This is a genomic window from Geodermatophilus obscurus, assembly GCF_900143215.1.
Lineage (GTDB): Bacteria > Actinomycetota > Actinomycetes > Mycobacteriales > Geodermatophilaceae > Geodermatophilus > Geodermatophilus obscurus_A.
Genome location: NZ_FRDM01000012.1, coordinates 84946 through 101558 on the forward strand (window position 1 = coordinate 84946; position 16613 = coordinate 101558).

The 16613-nt window shown below is 75.5% G+C and carries 16 protein-coding genes; 6 read left to right on the top strand and 10 right to left on the bottom strand.

Annotation, left to right across the window (positions count from 1 at the left end; genetic code table 11):
* The first annotated feature begins 136 nt into the window (after window positions 1-136).
* The 3 genes from BUB17_RS13330 (at window position 137) to BUB17_RS13340 (ending at window position 4877) form a co-directional block, all read left to right on the top strand.
* Window positions 137-1378 carry an HRDC domain-containing protein gene (locus BUB17_RS13330; RefSeq protein ID WP_072918678.1) on the top strand — a complete coding sequence of 414 codons (1242 nt, stop codon included), beginning with the start codon at window positions 137-139 and terminating at the stop codon, window positions 1376-1378.
* Window positions 1379-1602: 224 nt separating this feature from the next.
* Complete coding sequence (locus tag BUB17_RS13335) at window positions 1603-2796, top strand: thiolase family protein (RefSeq protein WP_072918754.1); 1194 nt, start codon at window positions 1603-1605, stop codon at window positions 2794-2796.
* A complete protein-coding gene (locus BUB17_RS13340) occupies window positions 2793-4877 on the top strand; it encodes a 3-hydroxyacyl-CoA dehydrogenase NAD-binding domain-containing protein (RefSeq protein ID WP_072918679.1) in 2085 nt (694 codons plus the stop codon). Before BUB17_RS13335 ends, BUB17_RS13340 begins: the two co-directional genes overlap by 4 nt.
* A gap of 147 nt (window positions 4878-5024) precedes the next feature.
* Here the strand turns inward: BUB17_RS13340 and BUB17_RS13345 are convergent, their stop codons facing one another.
* The 4 genes from BUB17_RS13345 to BUB17_RS13360 form a co-directional block, all read right to left on the bottom strand.
* Window positions 5025-5309, bottom strand: a complete 285-nt coding sequence (locus tag BUB17_RS13345; RefSeq protein ID WP_072918684.1) for a thiamine-binding protein — start codon at window positions 5307-5309, stop codon at window positions 5025-5027.
* Window positions 5306-7222: a 1-deoxy-D-xylulose-5-phosphate synthase gene (dxs, locus tag BUB17_RS13350; RefSeq protein ID WP_072918689.1), complete on the bottom strand. Its 1917-nt coding sequence runs from the start codon at window positions 7220-7222 to the stop codon at window positions 5306-5308. The genes BUB17_RS13345 and dxs overlap by 4 nt, the downstream gene beginning before the upstream one ends.
* Before the next feature lie 114 nt (window positions 7223-7336).
* Window positions 7337-7705 carry a hypothetical protein gene (locus BUB17_RS13355; RefSeq protein WP_072918691.1) on the bottom strand — a complete coding sequence of 123 codons (369 nt, stop codon included), beginning with the start codon at window positions 7703-7705 and terminating at the stop codon, window positions 7337-7339.
* A 94-nt stretch (window positions 7706-7799) separates the two neighbouring features.
* The gene (locus BUB17_RS13360; protein WP_072918693.1) at window positions 7800-8027 is read right to left on the bottom strand and encodes a DUF4177 domain-containing protein; all 228 of its coding nucleotides are present in this window, start codon (window positions 8025-8027) and stop codon (window positions 7800-7802) included.
* A 208-nt stretch (window positions 8028-8235) separates the two neighbouring features.
* Between BUB17_RS13360 and BUB17_RS26875 the strand changes: the two genes are divergently transcribed.
* On the top strand, window positions 8236-8955 hold the full coding sequence (locus tag BUB17_RS26875) for a hypothetical protein (protein ID WP_072918694.1): 720 nt from the start codon (window positions 8236-8238) through the stop codon (window positions 8953-8955).
* A gap of 9 nt (window positions 8956-8964) precedes the next feature.
* On the opposite strand, the gene BUB17_RS13370 is transcribed toward BUB17_RS26875, so the two are convergent.
* The gene (locus BUB17_RS13370) at window positions 8965-10287 is read right to left on the bottom strand and encodes a class I SAM-dependent RNA methyltransferase (protein ID WP_072918756.1); all 1323 of its coding nucleotides are present in this window, start codon (window positions 10285-10287) and stop codon (window positions 8965-8967) included.
* A gap of 70 nt (window positions 10288-10357) precedes the next feature.
* Window positions 10358-12391: an APC family permease gene (locus BUB17_RS13375; protein WP_072918696.1), complete on the bottom strand. Its 2034-nt coding sequence runs from the start codon at window positions 12389-12391 to the stop codon at window positions 10358-10360.
* 164 nt (window positions 12392-12555) lie between these two features.
* Between BUB17_RS13375 and BUB17_RS13380 the strand changes: the two genes are divergently transcribed.
* Together BUB17_RS13380 and BUB17_RS13385 are read left to right on the top strand one after the other, a co-directional pair.
* On the top strand, window positions 12556-13224 hold the full coding sequence (locus tag BUB17_RS13380; RefSeq protein ID WP_072918697.1) for a potassium channel family protein: 669 nt from the start codon (window positions 12556-12558) through the stop codon (window positions 13222-13224).
* Window positions 13224-13886, top strand: a complete 663-nt coding sequence (locus BUB17_RS13385) for a potassium channel family protein (RefSeq protein WP_072918699.1) — start codon at window positions 13224-13226, stop codon at window positions 13884-13886. Before BUB17_RS13380 ends, BUB17_RS13385 begins: the two co-directional genes overlap by 1 nt.
* A gap of 27 nt (window positions 13887-13913) precedes the next feature.
* Here BUB17_RS13385 and BUB17_RS13390 read toward each other — a convergent pair whose 3' ends face one another.
* The 4 genes from BUB17_RS13390 to BUB17_RS13405 are packed head-to-tail and all read right to left on the bottom strand — an operon-like array spanning window position 13914 to window position 16613.
* Window positions 13914-14738, bottom strand: a complete 825-nt coding sequence (locus BUB17_RS13390) for a DUF3159 domain-containing protein (RefSeq protein ID WP_072918700.1) — start codon at window positions 14736-14738, stop codon at window positions 13914-13916.
* Window positions 14735-15112: an OB-fold nucleic acid binding domain-containing protein gene (locus tag BUB17_RS13395; protein WP_072918702.1), complete on the bottom strand. Its 378-nt coding sequence runs from the start codon at window positions 15110-15112 to the stop codon at window positions 14735-14737. The genes BUB17_RS13390 and BUB17_RS13395 overlap by 4 nt, the downstream gene beginning before the upstream one ends.
* On the bottom strand, window positions 15109-15903 hold the full coding sequence (locus BUB17_RS13400) for an alpha/beta hydrolase family protein (RefSeq protein WP_072918704.1): 795 nt from the start codon (window positions 15901-15903) through the stop codon (window positions 15109-15111). Before BUB17_RS13400 ends, BUB17_RS13395 begins: the two co-directional genes overlap by 4 nt.
* On the bottom strand, window positions 15900-16613 hold the full coding sequence (locus tag BUB17_RS13405; protein ID WP_072918706.1) for a DUF3710 domain-containing protein: 714 nt from the start codon (window positions 16611-16613) through the stop codon (window positions 15900-15902). The genes BUB17_RS13400 and BUB17_RS13405 overlap by 4 nt, the downstream gene beginning before the upstream one ends.

Sequence of the window (16613 nt, forward strand, 5' to 3'; positions counted from 1 at the left end):
GTGACCTGGGGGAGCCTCGGCACCCTCGCGCCGGCGTCCCCTCCCCGGGGCCCGCTGCGGCCCCTGCCGCGCAACCGCGCGCTGACCACGCTGTCGAGACGGGCGAGAAGGTGGACCAGCCCTGAGCACCCAGCCCATCCCCGCACCGTCCCTCCCCGCGCCGGACGGCGAGCCGACCGCTCCCCCGGCGGTCCCGCTGCTCGCCCCGGGCGACGGGCTGCCCCCGGTCATCGAGACCTCGACCGCCCTGGTGGAGTACGCCGAGGCGCTGGCCGCCGGCACCGGCCCGGTCGCCGTCGACGCCGAACGCGCCTCCGGCTACCGCTACGGCCAGCGGGCCTACCTGGTGCAGCTGCGCCGCGCCGGGGCGGGCACCGGGCTGATCGACCCGATCCCGCTGCCGGACCTGTCGGTGGTGCAGTCGGCGATCGTCGACGCCGAGTGGGTGCTGCACGCGGCCAGCCAGGACCTGCCGTCGCTCGCCGAGGTCGGGCTGGTGCCGGCGGAGCTGTTCGACACCGAGCTCGCCGCCCGGCTGGCGGGGCTGCCGCGGGTGGGCCTGGGCGCCGTCGTCGAGTCGCTGCTGGGCTACCGCCTGGAGAAGGGGCACTCCGCCGCCGACTGGAGCACCCGGCCGCTGCCCGAGGAGTGGCTGGTCTACGCCGCGCTGGACGTCGAGGTGCTCGTCGACCTGCGCGACGCGCTGGCCGCCGTCCTCGAGGAGCAGGGCAAGACCGAGTGGGCGCGGCAGGAGTTCGCCGCGATCCTCGCCGCCGGGCCGCCCGCCCCCAAGGCCGACCCCTGGCGGCGGACGTCGGGGGTGCACGGGCTGCGCAACCGCCGGCAGCTCGGCATGCTCCGCTCGCTGTGGCAGGCCCGCGACGAGCTGGCCCGCCGCCGCGACATCGCCCCCGGGCGGGTGCTGCCCGACGCGGCGATGGTCTCCGCGGTGCAGGCCGATCCGCGCACCGAGGCCGCGCTGCTGGAGCTGCCGGTCTTCCGCGGCCGGGCCAACCGCAAGCTGGTCGGCACCTGGTTCGGGGCGCTGACCCGCGGCCGGGAGCTGCCGGAGACCGAGCTGCCCCTGCACAGCCGGCCCGGTGACGGCCCGCCGCCGGCGAACCGCTGGGCCGACCGCGACCCGGCCGCCGCCACCCGGCTGCAGGCCGCTCGCGCCGGGCTGGCCGAGCTGGCCGCGACGCACTCCCTGCCGGTCGAGAACCTGCTCTCCCCCGACCTGGTGCGCCGGCTGATGTGGACCCCGCCCGAGCCCCGGGACGCCGAGACGGTGGCCGCGACGCTGCGGGCCTGCGGAGCCCGCGAGTGGCAGGTCGAGCTCACCCGCGACCTGCTCACCGACGCCCTCGGCCGCGCTTAGAGAAAGGACCCCGTCCTCCCCACCCCTCGCAAGCTCAGGGCGGGGCCCGGGACGGGGCCGCGTGCGAGATCGCCGATCTCGCCGGCCGGGAACCGCCCCCGCAGGGTGACGCGCCGTGCTTGGTCCGCGGGTTACCGGCGAGTGACTTCGTCTCCGCCGCGCCGTACCGGCCGGCACCGATCTGCTGCGGAGGTCCCTCATCAGAGAAGCGGCGGCCACGCCCGCTGCGTGAGGTCGTCTTCGTCGACGGCGTGCGCACCCCCTTCGGCAAGGCCGGCCCGAAGGGCCTCTACGCCGAGACGCGCGCCGACGACCTGGTCGTGCGCGTCATCCGCGAGCTGCTGCGCCGCAACCCGGCGCTGCCGGCCGACCGCGTCGACGAGGTCGCCATCGCTGCCACGACCCAGGTCGGTGACCAGGGCCTGACCATCGGCCGCACCGCCGCGCTGCTGGCCGGGTTGCCGAAGTCGGTGCCCGGCTACGCGATCGACCGGATGTGCGCCGGCGCGATGACCGCGGTGACCACCACCGCGTCGGGTATCGCCTTCGGCGCCTACGACGTCGCCATCGCCGGTGGCGTCGAGCACATGGGTCGCCACCCGATGGGCGAGGGCGCCGACCCGAACCCGCGGTTCTCCAGCGAGAAGATGGTGGACGGCTCGGCCCTGGTCATGGGCTCCACCGCCGAGAACCTGCACGACCGCTTCCCCCAGCTGACCAGGGAGCGGGCCGACGCGTTCGCACTGGCCAGCCAGCAGAGGTACGCCAAGGCCGTCGCCAACGGGAAGATCGGCCCGGAGCTGGTGACCGTGTCCACGCGCAGCGCCGCGCAGGGCTGGGGGCTGGCCACCGTCGACGAGCCGCCGCGCCCGAACACCACCCGCGACGGCCTGGCGACGCTCAGGACCCCGTTCCGCCCGCACGGCAACGTGACCGCGGGCAACGCGGCGGGCCTCAACGACGGCGCCACCGGCTGCATCCTCGCCGCCGAGGAGGTCGCGCTCGAGCTGGGACTGGACGTCGGCATGCGGCTGGTCGGCTACGGGTTCGTCGGCGTCGAGCCCGAGGCCATGGGTGTGGGCCCGGTGCCCTCCACCGAGCGCGCGCTGGCCCGCACCGGCCTGACCATCGACGACATCGGCCTGTTCGAGCTCAACGAGGCCTTCGCCGTCCAGGTGCTGGCCTTCCTCGACCACTTCGGCATCGCCGACGACGACGAGCGGGTCAACCCGTGGGGCGGCGCGATCGCGGTCGGCCACCCGCTGGCCTCCTCCGGCGTCCGGCTGATGACCCAGCTGTCCCGCCAGTTCGCCGAGCGGCCCGACGTCCGCTACGGCCTGACCGCCATGTGCATCGGCCTGGGCATGGGCGGCACCGTGATCTGGGAGAACCCGAACTGGGAGGGGTTCGCCACGTGACCGCAGTCTTCGAGAACGAGGTCGTCACCGCCGCGAAGGTCCGGTACCTGCGGGTGCCCGGGCCGGCCGGTGAGATCGCGTTGATCACCCTGGACAACGGGCACGACCACACCCGGCCGTCCACCTTCGGCCCCGGCGGACTCGCGGCCCTGGACGCCGCGCTCGACGAGATCGCGGCGCACGCCCCGGCCCCGGCGGCGATCGCGGTCACCGGCAAGCCGTTCGTCTTCGCCGTCGGCGCGGACCTCTCCGGCGTCCCGGCGATCACCTCCGCGGCCGACGCGCGCGAGATCGCCGAGACCGGCCACCGGGTGTTCCGCCGGCTGAAGGACTCGACGATCCCGACCTTCGCCTTCGTCAACGGCGCGGCGCTGGGCGGCGGTCTGGAGCTGGCGCTGCACTGCCACCACCGGACCGTCGCCACGACCGCCGTCGTCGCCTTTCCCGAGGCGTTCCTCGGCCTGGTGCCCGGCTGGGGTGGCACGCAGCTGCTGCCGAACCTGATCGGCATCGACCCGGCGGTCACCGTGATCGTCGAGAACGCCCTCGCGCAGAACAAGGTGACGTCCGGGCCGCGCGCCGCGACGCTCGGCATCGCCGACGCGCTGTTCGAGCCCGCGGACTTCCTCGAGCGCTCGCTGGAGTGGGCCGTGGGCGTCCTCACCGGCGAGGGGACCGTCTCCCGGCCCGAGATCGACCGCTCGGCGTCGGACGACGGCATCGCCCGCGCCCGGGCGATCGTCGCCGGCCGCACCCGCAACGCCTCCCCCGGCGCGGTGCGCACCGTGGAGCTGCTCGACCTGGCGCGCAACGGCGTCGGCGACGAGGCCTTCACCAGGGGCACCGCGGCCGAGGACCAGGCGCTGGCCGACCTGCTCATGAGCGACGAGCTGCGGGCGAGCCTGTACTCGTTCGATCTGGTCAACAAGCGGGCCAAGCGGCCGGCCGGTGCGCCGGACCGGTCGCTGGCCCGCACGGTCAGCAAGGTCGGCGTCGTCGGTGCGGGCCTGATGGCCTCGCAGCTGGCGCTGCTGTTCGTCCGCCGGCTCGAGGTGCCCGTCGTCCTCACCGACATCGACCAGGCGCGGGTCGACAAGGGGGTCGGCTACGTCCACACGCAGCTGCAGGAGCTGGCCGCCCGCGGCCGGCTGTCGAGCGACAGGCTGAACCGGCTCACGGGGCTGGTCACCGGGGCCCTGGACAAGGCGGCCTTCGCCGACGCCGACCTCGTCATCGAAGCGGTCTTCGAGGAGATGTCGGTCAAGCAGCAGGTGTTCGCCGAGGTGGAGGCGGTCGTCTCGCCCGAGTGCGTGCTGGCGACCAACACCTCGGCGCTGTCGGTGTCGGAGATGGCCTCGAAACTCGAGCACCCGGAGCGCGTCGTCGGGCTGCACTTCTTCAACCCGGTGGCGGTCCTGCCGCTGCTCGAGGTGGTGCGCGCCGAGCGGACCGACGACGCCACGCCGGCCACCGCGTTCGCCGTCGGCAAGGCGCTGAGGAAGAGCTGCGTGCTGGTCGCCGACGCCCCGGCGTTCGTGGTGAACCGGCTGCTCACCCGCTTCCTCGGCGAGGTCACCGCGGCCGTCGAGCAGGGGACGTCGGTGGCCGTGGCCGACCGCGCGCTGGACCCGCTGGGCCTGCCGATGACGCCGTTCGAGCTGCTGACGCTCGTCGGCCCGCCGGTGGCGCTGCACGTGGGCGAGCGGATGCACGAGGCCTTCCCCGACCGGTTCGCCGTCGGCGAGGGGCTGCGGAGGATGGTCGAGCTCGGCAGGTCGTCGGTGTACAGCGAGCCCGGCGTCGTCGACCCGGACCTTGCCGGCATCGACGCCGGCGACTCCCCGCTCACCGAGGAGCAGGTGCGCGAGCGGGCCGTCGAGGCGCTGGCGCAGGAGATCCGGCTGATGCTCGACGAGGGCGTCGTCCAGGCCGTGCAGGAGATCGACCTGTGCATGATCCTGGGCGCCGGCTGGCCGTTCTGGCTGGGCGGGATCTCCGCCTACCTGGACCGCGCCGGGGTCTCCGAGCGGGTCACCGGCTCGCGGTTCCTGCCGCGCGGGGTGGCCTCCCTCCCCGCCTGAGCGAGGGCCGACGACGGCCCGGGACCAACGTGGGGTCCCGGGCCGTCATCGGCCCGAGACGTCCTCCCGCACCGCGGCGCGTCCTCCCCGACCGCCCACCGTCAGGGAGGACGCGCCATGATCAGGTCCCCTGATCGTGGCCCGGGCTCAGCGGAACTTGTGGGTGAGGCTGTCCATCGTGCGGCCGACCGAGGCGATCTTCACGTGCGAGAGCCCGCTGGTGGCGCCGGCTGCCAGCATCGCCTCGTGCGCCGCCCGCAGCGTCGCCCAGACCTCGTCGGCCTCGCCCTCGAGGGTCGTCCCCAGCGCGCCGACCTCGTAGCGCAGACCGGAGTCCCGGATCACCGCGATCGCGGCCTCGACGTGGGCGTGCGGGTCGTCGGGCGTCCCGGCCGGCGAGGGCGCGACCTGGATCTCCGCGATGACCGTCACGGCCGCTCCTCGACCGCCTCGGCCATGCTCCCCTCGGCGCGCTCGGCGAGCACCGCCGTCCACTCGGCGATGCGCCGGGCGACGTCCTGCTCGGTGAGGCCGGCGTCGGCCAGCACCTGGCCGACGCTGCCGTGCTGGAGGAACTGCTGCGGCAGGCCGAGGGCCCGCACCGGGACGTCGGTGCCGCGGTCCTGCAGCGCCTGGGTCAGCGTGGTGCCCACGCCACCGGCCCGCCCGCCGTCCTCGACGGTGACGACCAGCCGGAAGCCGTCGGCCAGCGCCACGAGCTCGTCGGAGACCGGCAGCACCCAGCGCGGGTCGGCGACGGTCACCTCGATGCCGTGGTCGGCGGCGCGCTCGGCGGCGGCCAGGCACATCGGCACCATCGAGCCGACGGCGACCAGCAGCACCTCCGGCCGCTGCCCGCGGCGCAGCACGTCGACCGGCCCGCGCCGCTCCAGCGCCGGGAGGTCGACCGGCGGGGTGCCCTTGGGGAAGCGCACGACGCTCGGGCCGTCGGTCACCTCGACGGCCTCGCGCAGCGCCTCTCGCAGCGTCGGCTCGTCCCGCGGTGCGGCCAGCCGCAGCCCGGGGACGACGGAGAGGATCGACATGTCCCACATGCCGTTGTGCGAGGCGCCGTCACTGCCGGTGACCCCGGCCCGGTCCAGGACGACGGTCACCGGCTGGCGGTGCAGCGCGACGTCCATGAGCAGCTGGTCGAAGGCCCGGTTCAGGAAGGTCGAGTAGACCGCGACCACGGGGTGCAGCCCGCCCATCGCCAGGCCCGCGGCCGAGGTGAGCGCGTGCTGCTCGGCGATGCCCACGTCGTAGGTGCGCTCCGGGAAGCGCTCGGCGAAGGCGGCCAGACCGGTCGGGTGCAGCATCGCCGCGGTGATCGCGACGACGTCGGAGCGCTCGGCGCCGATGCGCACCAGCTCGTCGGAGAACGCCGTCGTCCAGTCGCGGCCGGCGCTCACGGTGCTCGCCCCGCTGTCGGGGTCGAAGACCCCGGTGGCGTGCCAGGCGTCGATCTGGTCGGTCTCGGCCGGCGGGTAGCCGAAGCCCTTGGTGGTGACGGCGTGCACGATGACCGGCCCGCCGAAGGAACGGGCGCGGCGCAGCGCGGACTCCATCGCCCGGATGTCGTGGCCGTCGACCGGGCCGAGGTACTTCAGGCCGAGGTCCTCGAACATGCCCTGCGGGGAGAGGACGTCCTTGAGGCCCTTCTTGATGGCGTGCAGCGCGTCGTAGAGCGCCGACCCCAGCACCGGGGCGCGGTGCAGCGCCTGGCGGACCTGCAGCAGCGCCTGCTCGTAGCCCGGGCGCAGCCGCAGCGTGGCCAGCGCGTCGGCGACCCCGCCGATCGTCGGCGAGTACGAGCGGCCGTTGTCGTTGACGACGATGACCACCGGCCGGTCCTGGGCGCCGGCGATGTTGTTCAGCGCCTCCCAGGCCATGCCGCCGGTGAGCGCGCCGTCGCCGATCACGGCGACCACCGGGCGCCGGTCACCGCGGACGGCGAAGGCCTTGGCCAGCCCGTCGGCGTAGGACAGCGAGGTCGAGGCGTGGCTGTTCTCCACCCAGTCGTGCTCGCTCTCGGCCCGGCTCGGGTAGCCGGAGAGACCGTCGCGCTGGCGCAGCCGCGTGAAGTCCGCCACCCGGCCGGTGAGCATCTTGTGCACGTAGCTCTGGTGGCCGGTGTCGAAGACGACCGGCTCGCGCGGGGAGTCGAACACCCGGTGCACGGCGATGGTCAGCTCGACCGCACCGAGGTTGGGCCCGAGGTGCCCGCCGGTCTTGGCGACGCTGGTGACCAGCGCGTCGCGGATCTCGGCGGCCAGTGCCGGCAGCTGTTCGGCCGGGAGCGCCTTCAGGTCGTCAGGGGTGCGGAGCGATCGCAGGAGCGACACGAGGGGGGTGCGTCCTCTCCATCGGCGGCAGGTGCGGCGTTGCGACGGCCGCCGATCAACTGTAGACGCGTGCGGCCGACCTCTTCCGGGCGAGCGCGTGCCCGGGGCCCGCGCTCAGAGCCGCGGTACCCAGCGTTCCCCGCGCAACGCACCGGCCACCGCCTCGACGCCGCGGGCGGCCGACGCCAGCCGCGCACCCTCCCGCTCGTAGGCCGCGATCGCCGCCTCCATCGCGTCGGCCGGCAGGTCGTCGGCGAGCTCCACCCGCACGGTGCGCCAGCCCGCCCGGGCGGCCTCCAGGCCCGCGGTGACGTGGTCGCGGGCGAAGCGGGCGAGCAGCACCGGGTAGCGGCGCAGCACCTCGTGTGCCCGGTAGTCCGGCGGCACCAGGTCGAACAGCCAGGCCACCGCGGTGTGCTCCCAGTCGGGGGCACCAGGTGGCCGCACGGCGGCGGGCCATCCCGGGGGCAGCGTCGGGTCCACCGCACCAGTCTGCCGCACCGCTCGAACAGGCGTTCGACGCGGCGCGCGGCCACGAGGACGGCGGCCCTCCTGCGGGGGGCAGGAGGCTCCGTCCTCAGGAGGTGGGGCGCTTGAGCCAGAACTGCTCGAATCCCCAGGTGCCCGCGCCGCTGGAGTGGTAGCTGACCAGCTCCCAGCCCTCGCTGCCGAGCCGGTTGAGCACCGAGCTGGTGTCACCGGCCTGGCGCTCGAGCTGCCCGCCGGGGAGCTTGACGCTCACCCCAGCCCGCTGCGACTCGGCGTCGTTGGCCGTGATGACCGAGGCGTACTCCCAGGTGGTCACGGAGGGCCACGGTAGTCGGTCGCGCGATTCACACCGGGACCGGTCGATCCGTTCCGTCCGGACCCTTCCGTCACGGCGCCACCCCGGTTACCGTCACCAAGAGCTCCCGGCCGAATGCACTGCGTGTGCACACCGCGTCGGGGCTCTCCGGGCCGCCGGGTCCGACATCTGCCACCAGCCGCACCCACCCGCCGAGGGGACCGCCCGCATGCTCCGCCCGTCGAGAACCCGCACCGAGGGCTCGCGCCCGCCCCGGGTCGCGACCACCGCCCTGGGGATGCTGTCCTTCATCGGCATGGCCGCCGGGCTGGGCGCCGTCGCGGCCGATGAGGGCGGGGTCCCCGGGCCCGGCACCACGGCCGTGCACAGCGCGGTCGACGCGTCGGCCACCGGCGTCGGGGACGCCGTCCGTGCCGGGCAGATCGGGGACGCCGCGCGCGCCGGCGAGATCGGCGCGGCCGCCCGTGCCGAGGGGACCGGGGCCCCGGTCCCCTCGCCGGCTGCCTCCCCCGCCGCACCGCCCGCCGGCGCCGCGACGCCGGAGGCCGGGACCCCGGCGCCCGCGGATCCGCCGGCCCCCGCGCTCGCCCCGTCGCCGGTGACCGGCACGGGGACCGCCCGGTCGTCCTCGGCCGCTGCGTCGGCCCCTGCTGCATCGCCGTCCGCCGCCGCGCCGGCTCCGGCGGCTCCGAAGGCCCCGGCCCCGGCCCCGGCACCCGCCCCGGCCCCCGCCGCGTCGTCCTCCGCCGTGGCGCGGCAGGCCCCCGTGCCCCCCGCGCCGGCGCCGGTCGTGCCCGTCGTCCCCCAGGCCGTGCCGGCGACCCCCTCGGCGGAGCCGACGCCGACCACCGCGGTGGAGGAGACCGACGAGCCCGCTCCGGCCCCGGACGCCGAGAAGAGCAGGAAGAAGAAGCGCGGCGGGGACTGACCCCGGCGGTCAGGCGGGTTCGAGCAGCGCGACGCACTCCACGTGCCCGGTCATCGGGAAGGCGTCGAAGCCGCGCAGGGCGGACAGCCGGTAGCCACCCTCGGCGAAGGCCGCGACGTCGCGCGCCAGTGACGCCGGGTCGCAGGCGACGTAGACGACCGCGCGCGGCCCGGCCGCGGCGAGCACCCGGCTCACCGCGGCCCCGGCACCGGCCCGGGGCGGGTCGAGGACGACGACGTCCGGTGCCCCGGCCAGCTCGGCGAGCAGTTCGGTGAGCCCCTCGGCGTCCACCTCGCCCTGCCAGACCTCCGCCTGCGGCAGCGCGGCGAGGTTGGCCTCGGCGGCGGCGCAGGCGGCCTCGTCGGCCTCCACGCAGACCACCCGGCCCGCCGGACCGGCCGCGGGCGCGACCGCGCCGCCGAAGAGCCCGGCCCCGGCGTAGAGGTCGAGCACCGTCTCCCCCGACCGGACGCCGGCGAACGCGGCGACCGCCCCGGTGAGCGCGTCCGCCGCGGCGGGGTGGACCTGCCAGAAGCCGGTGCCCTCGACCTCCCAGTCGCGTCCGGCGGCCCAGCGCGCGGCCCGGCCGGCCGGCGCCGTGCCGTCGTCCCGCCCCGCCCCGTCCTCGCCGGCGCGCAGCACCCGCGTCGACTGCGGCCGGCCCCGGCGGTCCAGCCGGGTGGTGGTCACGGTGCCGGCGGAATCGACCGCGACGTCCACCGCGCCGGCGCCCGGCCAGCGGCGGCCGAGGACGGCGGCCGCGGCCGGCTCCACGGTGATCGGGCAGTCGTCGAGCAGCACCAGGTCGTGCGAGCGGTGCCGGCGCAGCCCCGCGGCCCCGGCGCGGTCGACGGCGAACCGGGCGCGGGTGCGCCAGCGCAGCGGACCGCCGGGCAGCGCCTCGACGACCAGGCCGCGCACGACGGCGTCGTCCTCCGGCAGCCCGCCGAGCCGGGTCAGCTGCTCGCGGACCACCTCGGCCTTGAGTCGCAGCTGCCCCTCGTGCGCGACGTGCTGCCAGTCGCAGCCGCCGCAGCGCCCCGGACCGCTGTAGGGGCAGGGCCGCGGCACCCGGTCGGGGGCGGCCTCGAGCACCTCGACGGCGTCGGCGCGGCAGAAACCGGGCTGGCGGTCCTCGGTGACCCGGACGACGACCCGCTCGCCGGGCAACGCGTGCCGCACGAAGACGACCCGGCCCTCGTGCCGGGCCACGCAGTGCCCGCCGTGCGCCACCGGTCCCACGGTGACCTCGAACTCCCGGCCGGTCCAGCCCCCGCCGCGGTCGGGCCGAGCCCTTCGGCCCCGCTGCCGGGGCCTGCGGCGAGCCTCGATCGGGTCCCGCCCTGAGCTCGCGAAGGGTGGGGAGGACGGGGTCCTTCCACGGTGGGGGGCAGCGGGGTCTTCATCCATAGGGGGTCGCCTCGGAGGGGTCGGTGATCCCGCGCCGCAGGTCCCCCGGCGCCGGTCCGGCGCCGCGGCCGTCGTCGTCGCGGCCGATGGAGCTCTCCAGCTGCCAGGGCACCGTGGTGATCATGACGCCGGGCTGGAACTGCAGGCGGGCGCGCAGCCGCAGCGCGCTCTGGTTGTGCAGCACGTTCTCCCACCAGTGGCCCACCACGTACTGGGGCACGAAGACCACGACCAGCTCCCGGGGGCTGACCCGGCGGATGCCCTTGACGAAGTCGACCACCGGCCGGGTGATCTCGCGGTACGGGGACTCCAGCACGGTCAGCGGCACGGGGATGTCGTAGCGCTCCCACTGCTGCTGCAGGGCCCGCGTCTCGGCGTCGTCGACGTTGACCGTGAGCGCGGTGAGGTGGTCGGGCCGCGTGGCCCGGGCGAAGGCCAGCGCCCGCAGCGTCGGCTTGTGGACCTTGGACACCAGCACGACGGCGTGCACCTTGCTGGGCAGCAGCCGCGAGTCGGTGTCGGGCACCAGCTGCTCGGCGACGTGCGAGTAGTGCCGGTTGATCGCCTTCATCAGCAGGAAGAGCACCGGCATCACCAGCAGGACCAGCCACGCCCCGCGGGTGAACTTCGTGACGACGATGATCAGCAGCACGACCGTGGTGAGGCTGCCGCCGACGGCGTTGATCGCCTGCGACCGGCGGATGCGGGCGCGGGCCTGCGGGTCGGTCCCCGAGCGCAGCTCGCGGTTCCAGTGCCGGACCATGCCCCACTGGCCGATCGAGAAGCTGGTGAAGACCCCGACGATGTACATCTGGATCAGCCGGTTGACGTCGGCGCCGAAGGCGGCGATGAGCAGCGCGGCGAACCCGGCGAGCAGCAGGATGCCGTTGCTGTAGACCAGCTTGTCGCCGCGGGTGTGCAGCTGCCGGGGCAGGAAGCGGTCCTGGGCCAGCACCGAGCCGAGCAGCGGGAAGCCGTTGAACGCGGTGTTGGCGGCCAGGATGAGGACCAGCGCGGTGGCGGCCTGGATGTAGAAGAAGCCCGGCGAGGTCGGCCCGCCGAACACGGCCGCGGCGATCTGGGCGATGACGGTCCGCTGCGGCTCGGTCTCGCAGGCGGTGAAACCCACCAGGTCGCAGGGGTGCTCGGCGTACCGGACGTCGGCGAAGAGGGCCACCGCGGTGACGCCGGAGAACATCACCGCGGCGATGCCGCCCATGAGCGCGAGCGTCGTGGCGGCGTTGCGGCCCTTCGGCGGCTTGAACGCCGGCACGCCGTTGGCGATCGCCTCCACCCCGGTGAGCGCGGTGCACCCGGAGGCGAAGGCGCGGAACACGAAGAACAGCAGCGCCACCCCGGTCAGCTGCTCGAAGCCCGGCTCGGGGGTGATCGAGTAGCCGGCGCTCTCGGCGGTGATGTCGTCGCCGAGGAACTGGCGCAGCAGCCCGGTGCCGACCATCACCAGGATGCCGGAGACGAACAGGTAGGTCGGGACGGCGAAGGTGCGGCCGGACTCGCGGAGCCCGCGCAGGTTGGCCGCGGCGAGCAGCGCCACCAGGCCCACGGCGATCGCCACGCGGTGCTGGTCCAGGTCCGGGAAGGCCGAGATGATGTTGTCGGTGCCGGCCGCGACGGACACCGCGACGGTGAGCACGTAGTCCACGAGCAGCGCACTGGCCACGGTCAGCCCGGCGAACTGCCCGTGGTTCTTCATCGCGACCTCGTAGTCGCCGCCGCCGGAGGGGTAGGCCCGCACCACCTGCCGGTAGGAGAGGACGACCGTCACGAGCAGCAGGACGACGGCGAGCGCCAGCCAGGGTGCCAGGTAGAGGAACGCCGTCCCGGCCAGCGTCAGGACGATGAGGATCTCCTGCGTGGCGTAGGCCACCGAGGACAGCGGGTCGCTCGCGAAGATGGGCAGCGCCAGGCGCTTGGGCAGCAGGGACTCCCCCAGCCGGTCGCTGCGCACGGGGCGGCCCAGGACCAGGCGCTTGGGGAGTTGTCCGAGATCGGACAGGGTCGGCACGGCGGCGATGGTACGGACGCGCGGCTCCTCCGCGCCCCCGTCCAGGGGGTGAGTTCCGGCGCTGCGGATCGCGGTCCGGTCAGCGCCCAGGTGTAGCTTCGCGGCCGGACACGCGCGGGCGGGACGGCGCCGGCGCACCGTACCTGTGAGCTTGGGAGAAGCCCGTGCACGTGGTCGTGATGGGCTGCGGCCGCGTCGGGTCGGCGATCGCCCGCCGGCTCGAGGACGTCGGCCACAGCGTGGCCGTGATCGACCAGGACCCCGAGGCCTTCCGCCGGCTGGGCCCGGACTTCGCCGGCCGTCAGGTCACCGGCCTGGGCTTCGACCGTCAGACCCTGCTCGACGCCGGCATCGACTCCGCCGGCGCGTTCGCCGCGGTGAGCAGCGGCGACAACTCCAACATCATCAGCGCGCGGGTGGCGCGGGAGACCTTCGGCGTCCAGCACGTCGTGGCCCGCATCTACGACTCCAAGCGCGCCGAGATCTACGAGCGGATGGGCATCCCCAGCGTCGCGACCGTCCCGTGGACGGTGAACCGGCTGCTGCGCGAGCTGCTCTCGGTCAAGGTCAGCGAGCTCTGGCGGGAGCCGACCGGGCAGGTGCTGCTGATGCGGGTCACGGTCACCGAGCCGTGGGTCGGCCGGCGGCTGGCCGACCTGGAGGCGGCGTCCGGGGCGCGGGCCGCCTGGCTGGTCCGCTTCGGCGAGGCCCAGCTGCCCACCGCCGCCACCGTGCTGCAGGACGGCGACCAGCTCGTGGTCGCCTCGACCGACGCGATCACCCAGCGGGTGCACGAGGTGGTCGAGCAGGGCCCCGCAGGAGGGGGACACTGATGCGGGTCGCCATCGTGGGCGCGGGCGCCGTCGGGCGCTCGATCGCCGGGGAGCTGCTCTCCAACGGCCACGCCGTGATGCTCATCGAGAAGGACGGCCGCAAGGTCCGCACCCGGGCGGTGCCCGGCGCCGAGTGGGTGCAGGCCGACGCGTGCGAGGTCTCCTCCCTGGAGGAGGCGCAGCTGGCCACCTGCGACGTGGTCGTGGCCGCCACCGGTGACGACAAGGCCAACCTCGTCGTCTCGCTGCTGGCCAAGACCGAGTTCGCGGTCAACCGGGTCGTCGCCCGGGTCAAGGACCCGCGCAACGAGTGGCTCTACACCGAGGCCTGGGGCGTCGACGTCGCCGTCTCGACGCCGCGGGTGCTGGCCGCGCTGGTCGAGGAGGCGGTGACCGTCGGCGACGTCGTCCGGCTGATGAGCTTCCGCAAGGGCGCGGCCAACCTGGTCGAGATCACCCTCGCCGAGGACACCCCCTGGGCGGGCAAGCCGCTGCGCGAGGTGCCGCTGCCGCGGGAGACGGTGCTGAGCGCCGTCCTGCGCGGCGACCGGGTGATCACCCCGACCCCCGACGAGCCGCTCGAGGTCGGCGACGAGCTGCTGTTCATCACCCACGCCGACGTCGAGGAGCAGTTGCAGGAGGTGCTCTCCCCCGCCCCGTGAGACCCCCTCCCGGACCGGGGCCCTCGCTCAGGCGCCCGGCTGCGGATCCGCGCGGTGCCGGTGCAGCCGGGACACCACCCACAGGGTCACCACGACCTCGACGGCGGTGACCGGCAGGCCGAGCAGCAGCGAGGCGGTGCCCAGCAGCTCGACCTCGTCGGCGCGGTAGAGCACCCACTGGACGGCGACGCGCACCAGGAAGACGACGCCCCACATCAGCGTCAGCCAGGAGTAAGCGCGCACCATGCGGGAGTCGTCGCGCCAGTGCCGCTCGGGCGCGGGGTCGGCCGGGCGCTCGCCGGTCGCGGGGTCCGGCGGCGGCCGGTGGTGCAGCGTGGCGTTGACCCGGTGCATCCGGCGGCGCAGCCCCGGCATCGACTGCGACGCCATCGTGCCCAGGTGGCTGGGCGCGAGGAACTCGGCGACCACGCCGACCAGCGGCCAGCGGAAGGCGATCGAGCCGATCAGCACCACGCCGAGGGCGGCGTTGCGGATCAGCCCGGGGACGAAGAAGTCGCGGGCCTGCCCCGAGGCGGCGGCGATCGCCACCGCGATCGCGACGCCGAAGAGCCCGCTGAACGCCTGCTGCACGCTCTCCCGGCGCACCAGGCGCAGCCCGAAGAGCAGCACGGCGACGCCGAGGGCGGACCAGATGCCGGCGCGCAGCCCGGCCAGGGAGTTGGCCACGATGAAGGCGACCGTGGGCAGCGTGGCGTCGAGCATGCCGCGCCAGCCGCCGAGCTGGTCCAGCACCAGGTGCCGGTCGAAGGCCACGCCGGGCGGCCCGGCCGCAGCGTCGTCCCCGGGGCGTGCCGGACCAGGACGTCCGTCCCCCTCGGGTGCAGCCGTCACCCGGCGCTCAGCTCGTACCGGGGGTTGTAGATGACCTGGCGCCCGTCGAAGGAGGCGAAGCGGCCGTGCGCGCTGAGCGTGCGGCCGGGCTCGATGCCGGGGATCCGCCGCCGGCCGAGCCACACGAGGGTGACCGAGCCGGAGCCGTCGAAGAGCTCCGCCTCCAGGGTCGGCACCGTCTCCCGCGGGGTGTAGACCACCGACTTGAGCCGGCCGGTGACTTTGACGACGGCGCCCTTGCGGCAGGCGCTGACCGGCTCGCAGCCGGCGTTCGCGGAGTCCGCGCGCAGCTCCTCCGCATCGATGGTCTGGTCGTCGGCGGTCAGCCGCTGCAGCGTCCGCGTGAACCAGCCGGCCTGGCGTGTCTGCGTCACGGTTCCAGCGTAGATCGGCCGCGGGGCACCTCGGCGCGGGCTCGCAGCCAGTCGCGCACCAGCGCCCACGGCTCCCCCGCCGGGTCGATCGGCACCATGTGGTCACCGGGCACCAGCCGGACGTCGACGGCGACGCCCTGGGCCGCGGCGGCCTCCGCGTAGCGGGCGCTCTGCTCGGCCGGGACGGTCGTGTCGCCGGTGCCGTGCACGCACAGCAGGTCGGCACCGGCCGGGACCAGCCGCACCGGGTCGGCCGCCGCGTAGCGATCCGGCGCCTGCTGCGGCTCGGCGCCGAGCAGCTCCTGCACCGCCCCGCCGCCCAGCCGCTGCGCCGCGGCGCGCTCCAGGTCGAGCACCCCCGCCTGCAGCACGGCCGCGGCCACCCGCACCCGCGGCCGCGCGCCCGGCACACCCTTGGGAAGTCGGTCGCGGCCGGCGGCCCACGCGGCGAGGTGCCCGCCGGCGGAGTGCCCGACGACCGCGACGCCGGCGAGGTCCAGCCGGCCGCTGTCCGGCAGCTCCGGCAGGAGGTCCACCGCCGCCGCGACGTCCTCGAGGGTGGCCGGCCAGCCGCCGCCGGACCTGACCCGGCGGTACTCGACCGCGACGGCGGCGAAGCCGGCGTCGGCCAGGTCGGCCGCGAGCGGCCGGGCCAGCTCGACGCCGAACGCGGCCCGCCAGAAGCCGCCGTGCAGCACGACCACCACCGGTGCAGGACCGGCGCCCGCGGGCAGGGTCAGCTCGACGAACTGGTCGGGGTGCGGCCCGTAGGCGGCGCGCACGACCCTCACGGGCCGGGCGGGGTCGGGGGCGGGCTCCCCGGCGGACGGACGGCCTGCTGCGCGGCCAGCTGTGCGGCGGCCTGCGGCGGCAGGGTCAGCGGGAGCGGCTCGCGGACCGGCATCGGCGCGGTCCCGCGGACGACGACGATCTGCCGGAACGCCTGCTCCAGCGCGGCGGCGGCCTCCGGGCGCTCCGCCGCGGAGCCGCTGATCATGCCGCGCAGGAACCAGCGGGGCCCGTCGACGCCGATGAAGCGCGCCGGGCGGCGCACCGGCGCCGGGGCCGGCTGGCCGGGCTGCGCCGGCGGGTTCGCCCGCACGAAGCCGGCCAGCTCCGGGCCGAAGGGCCCGTCGACCTCCTGCAGTGACCCGCCCTGGCCGGAGGCGCTGCGGGCGAGGTCGGCGCGGATCTCGTCCCAGATGCCGCCGGCCCGGGGCGCGGCGAACACCGCCACCTGCAGCAGCGAGTCGCCGTAGCGCAACGTGGCGCCGATGACCTTCTGCTGCGCGTTGACGTCGACGCGCAGCTCCGTGCCCGCCACCGCGGGCAGCCGCAGCGAGCCCAGGTCGATGCGCGCGGTGCCGTCGTCGGGGGCGTCCGCGGAGTCCCACGGGCCGGTCGTCTCCGCGACCTCGCGGACCTTGTGCTGCGGCTCCGGCGGCACCCCGCGCTCGCGCAGGCTGCGGTCGATCCGGTTGCGTCGCCGTCCGAACGGCAT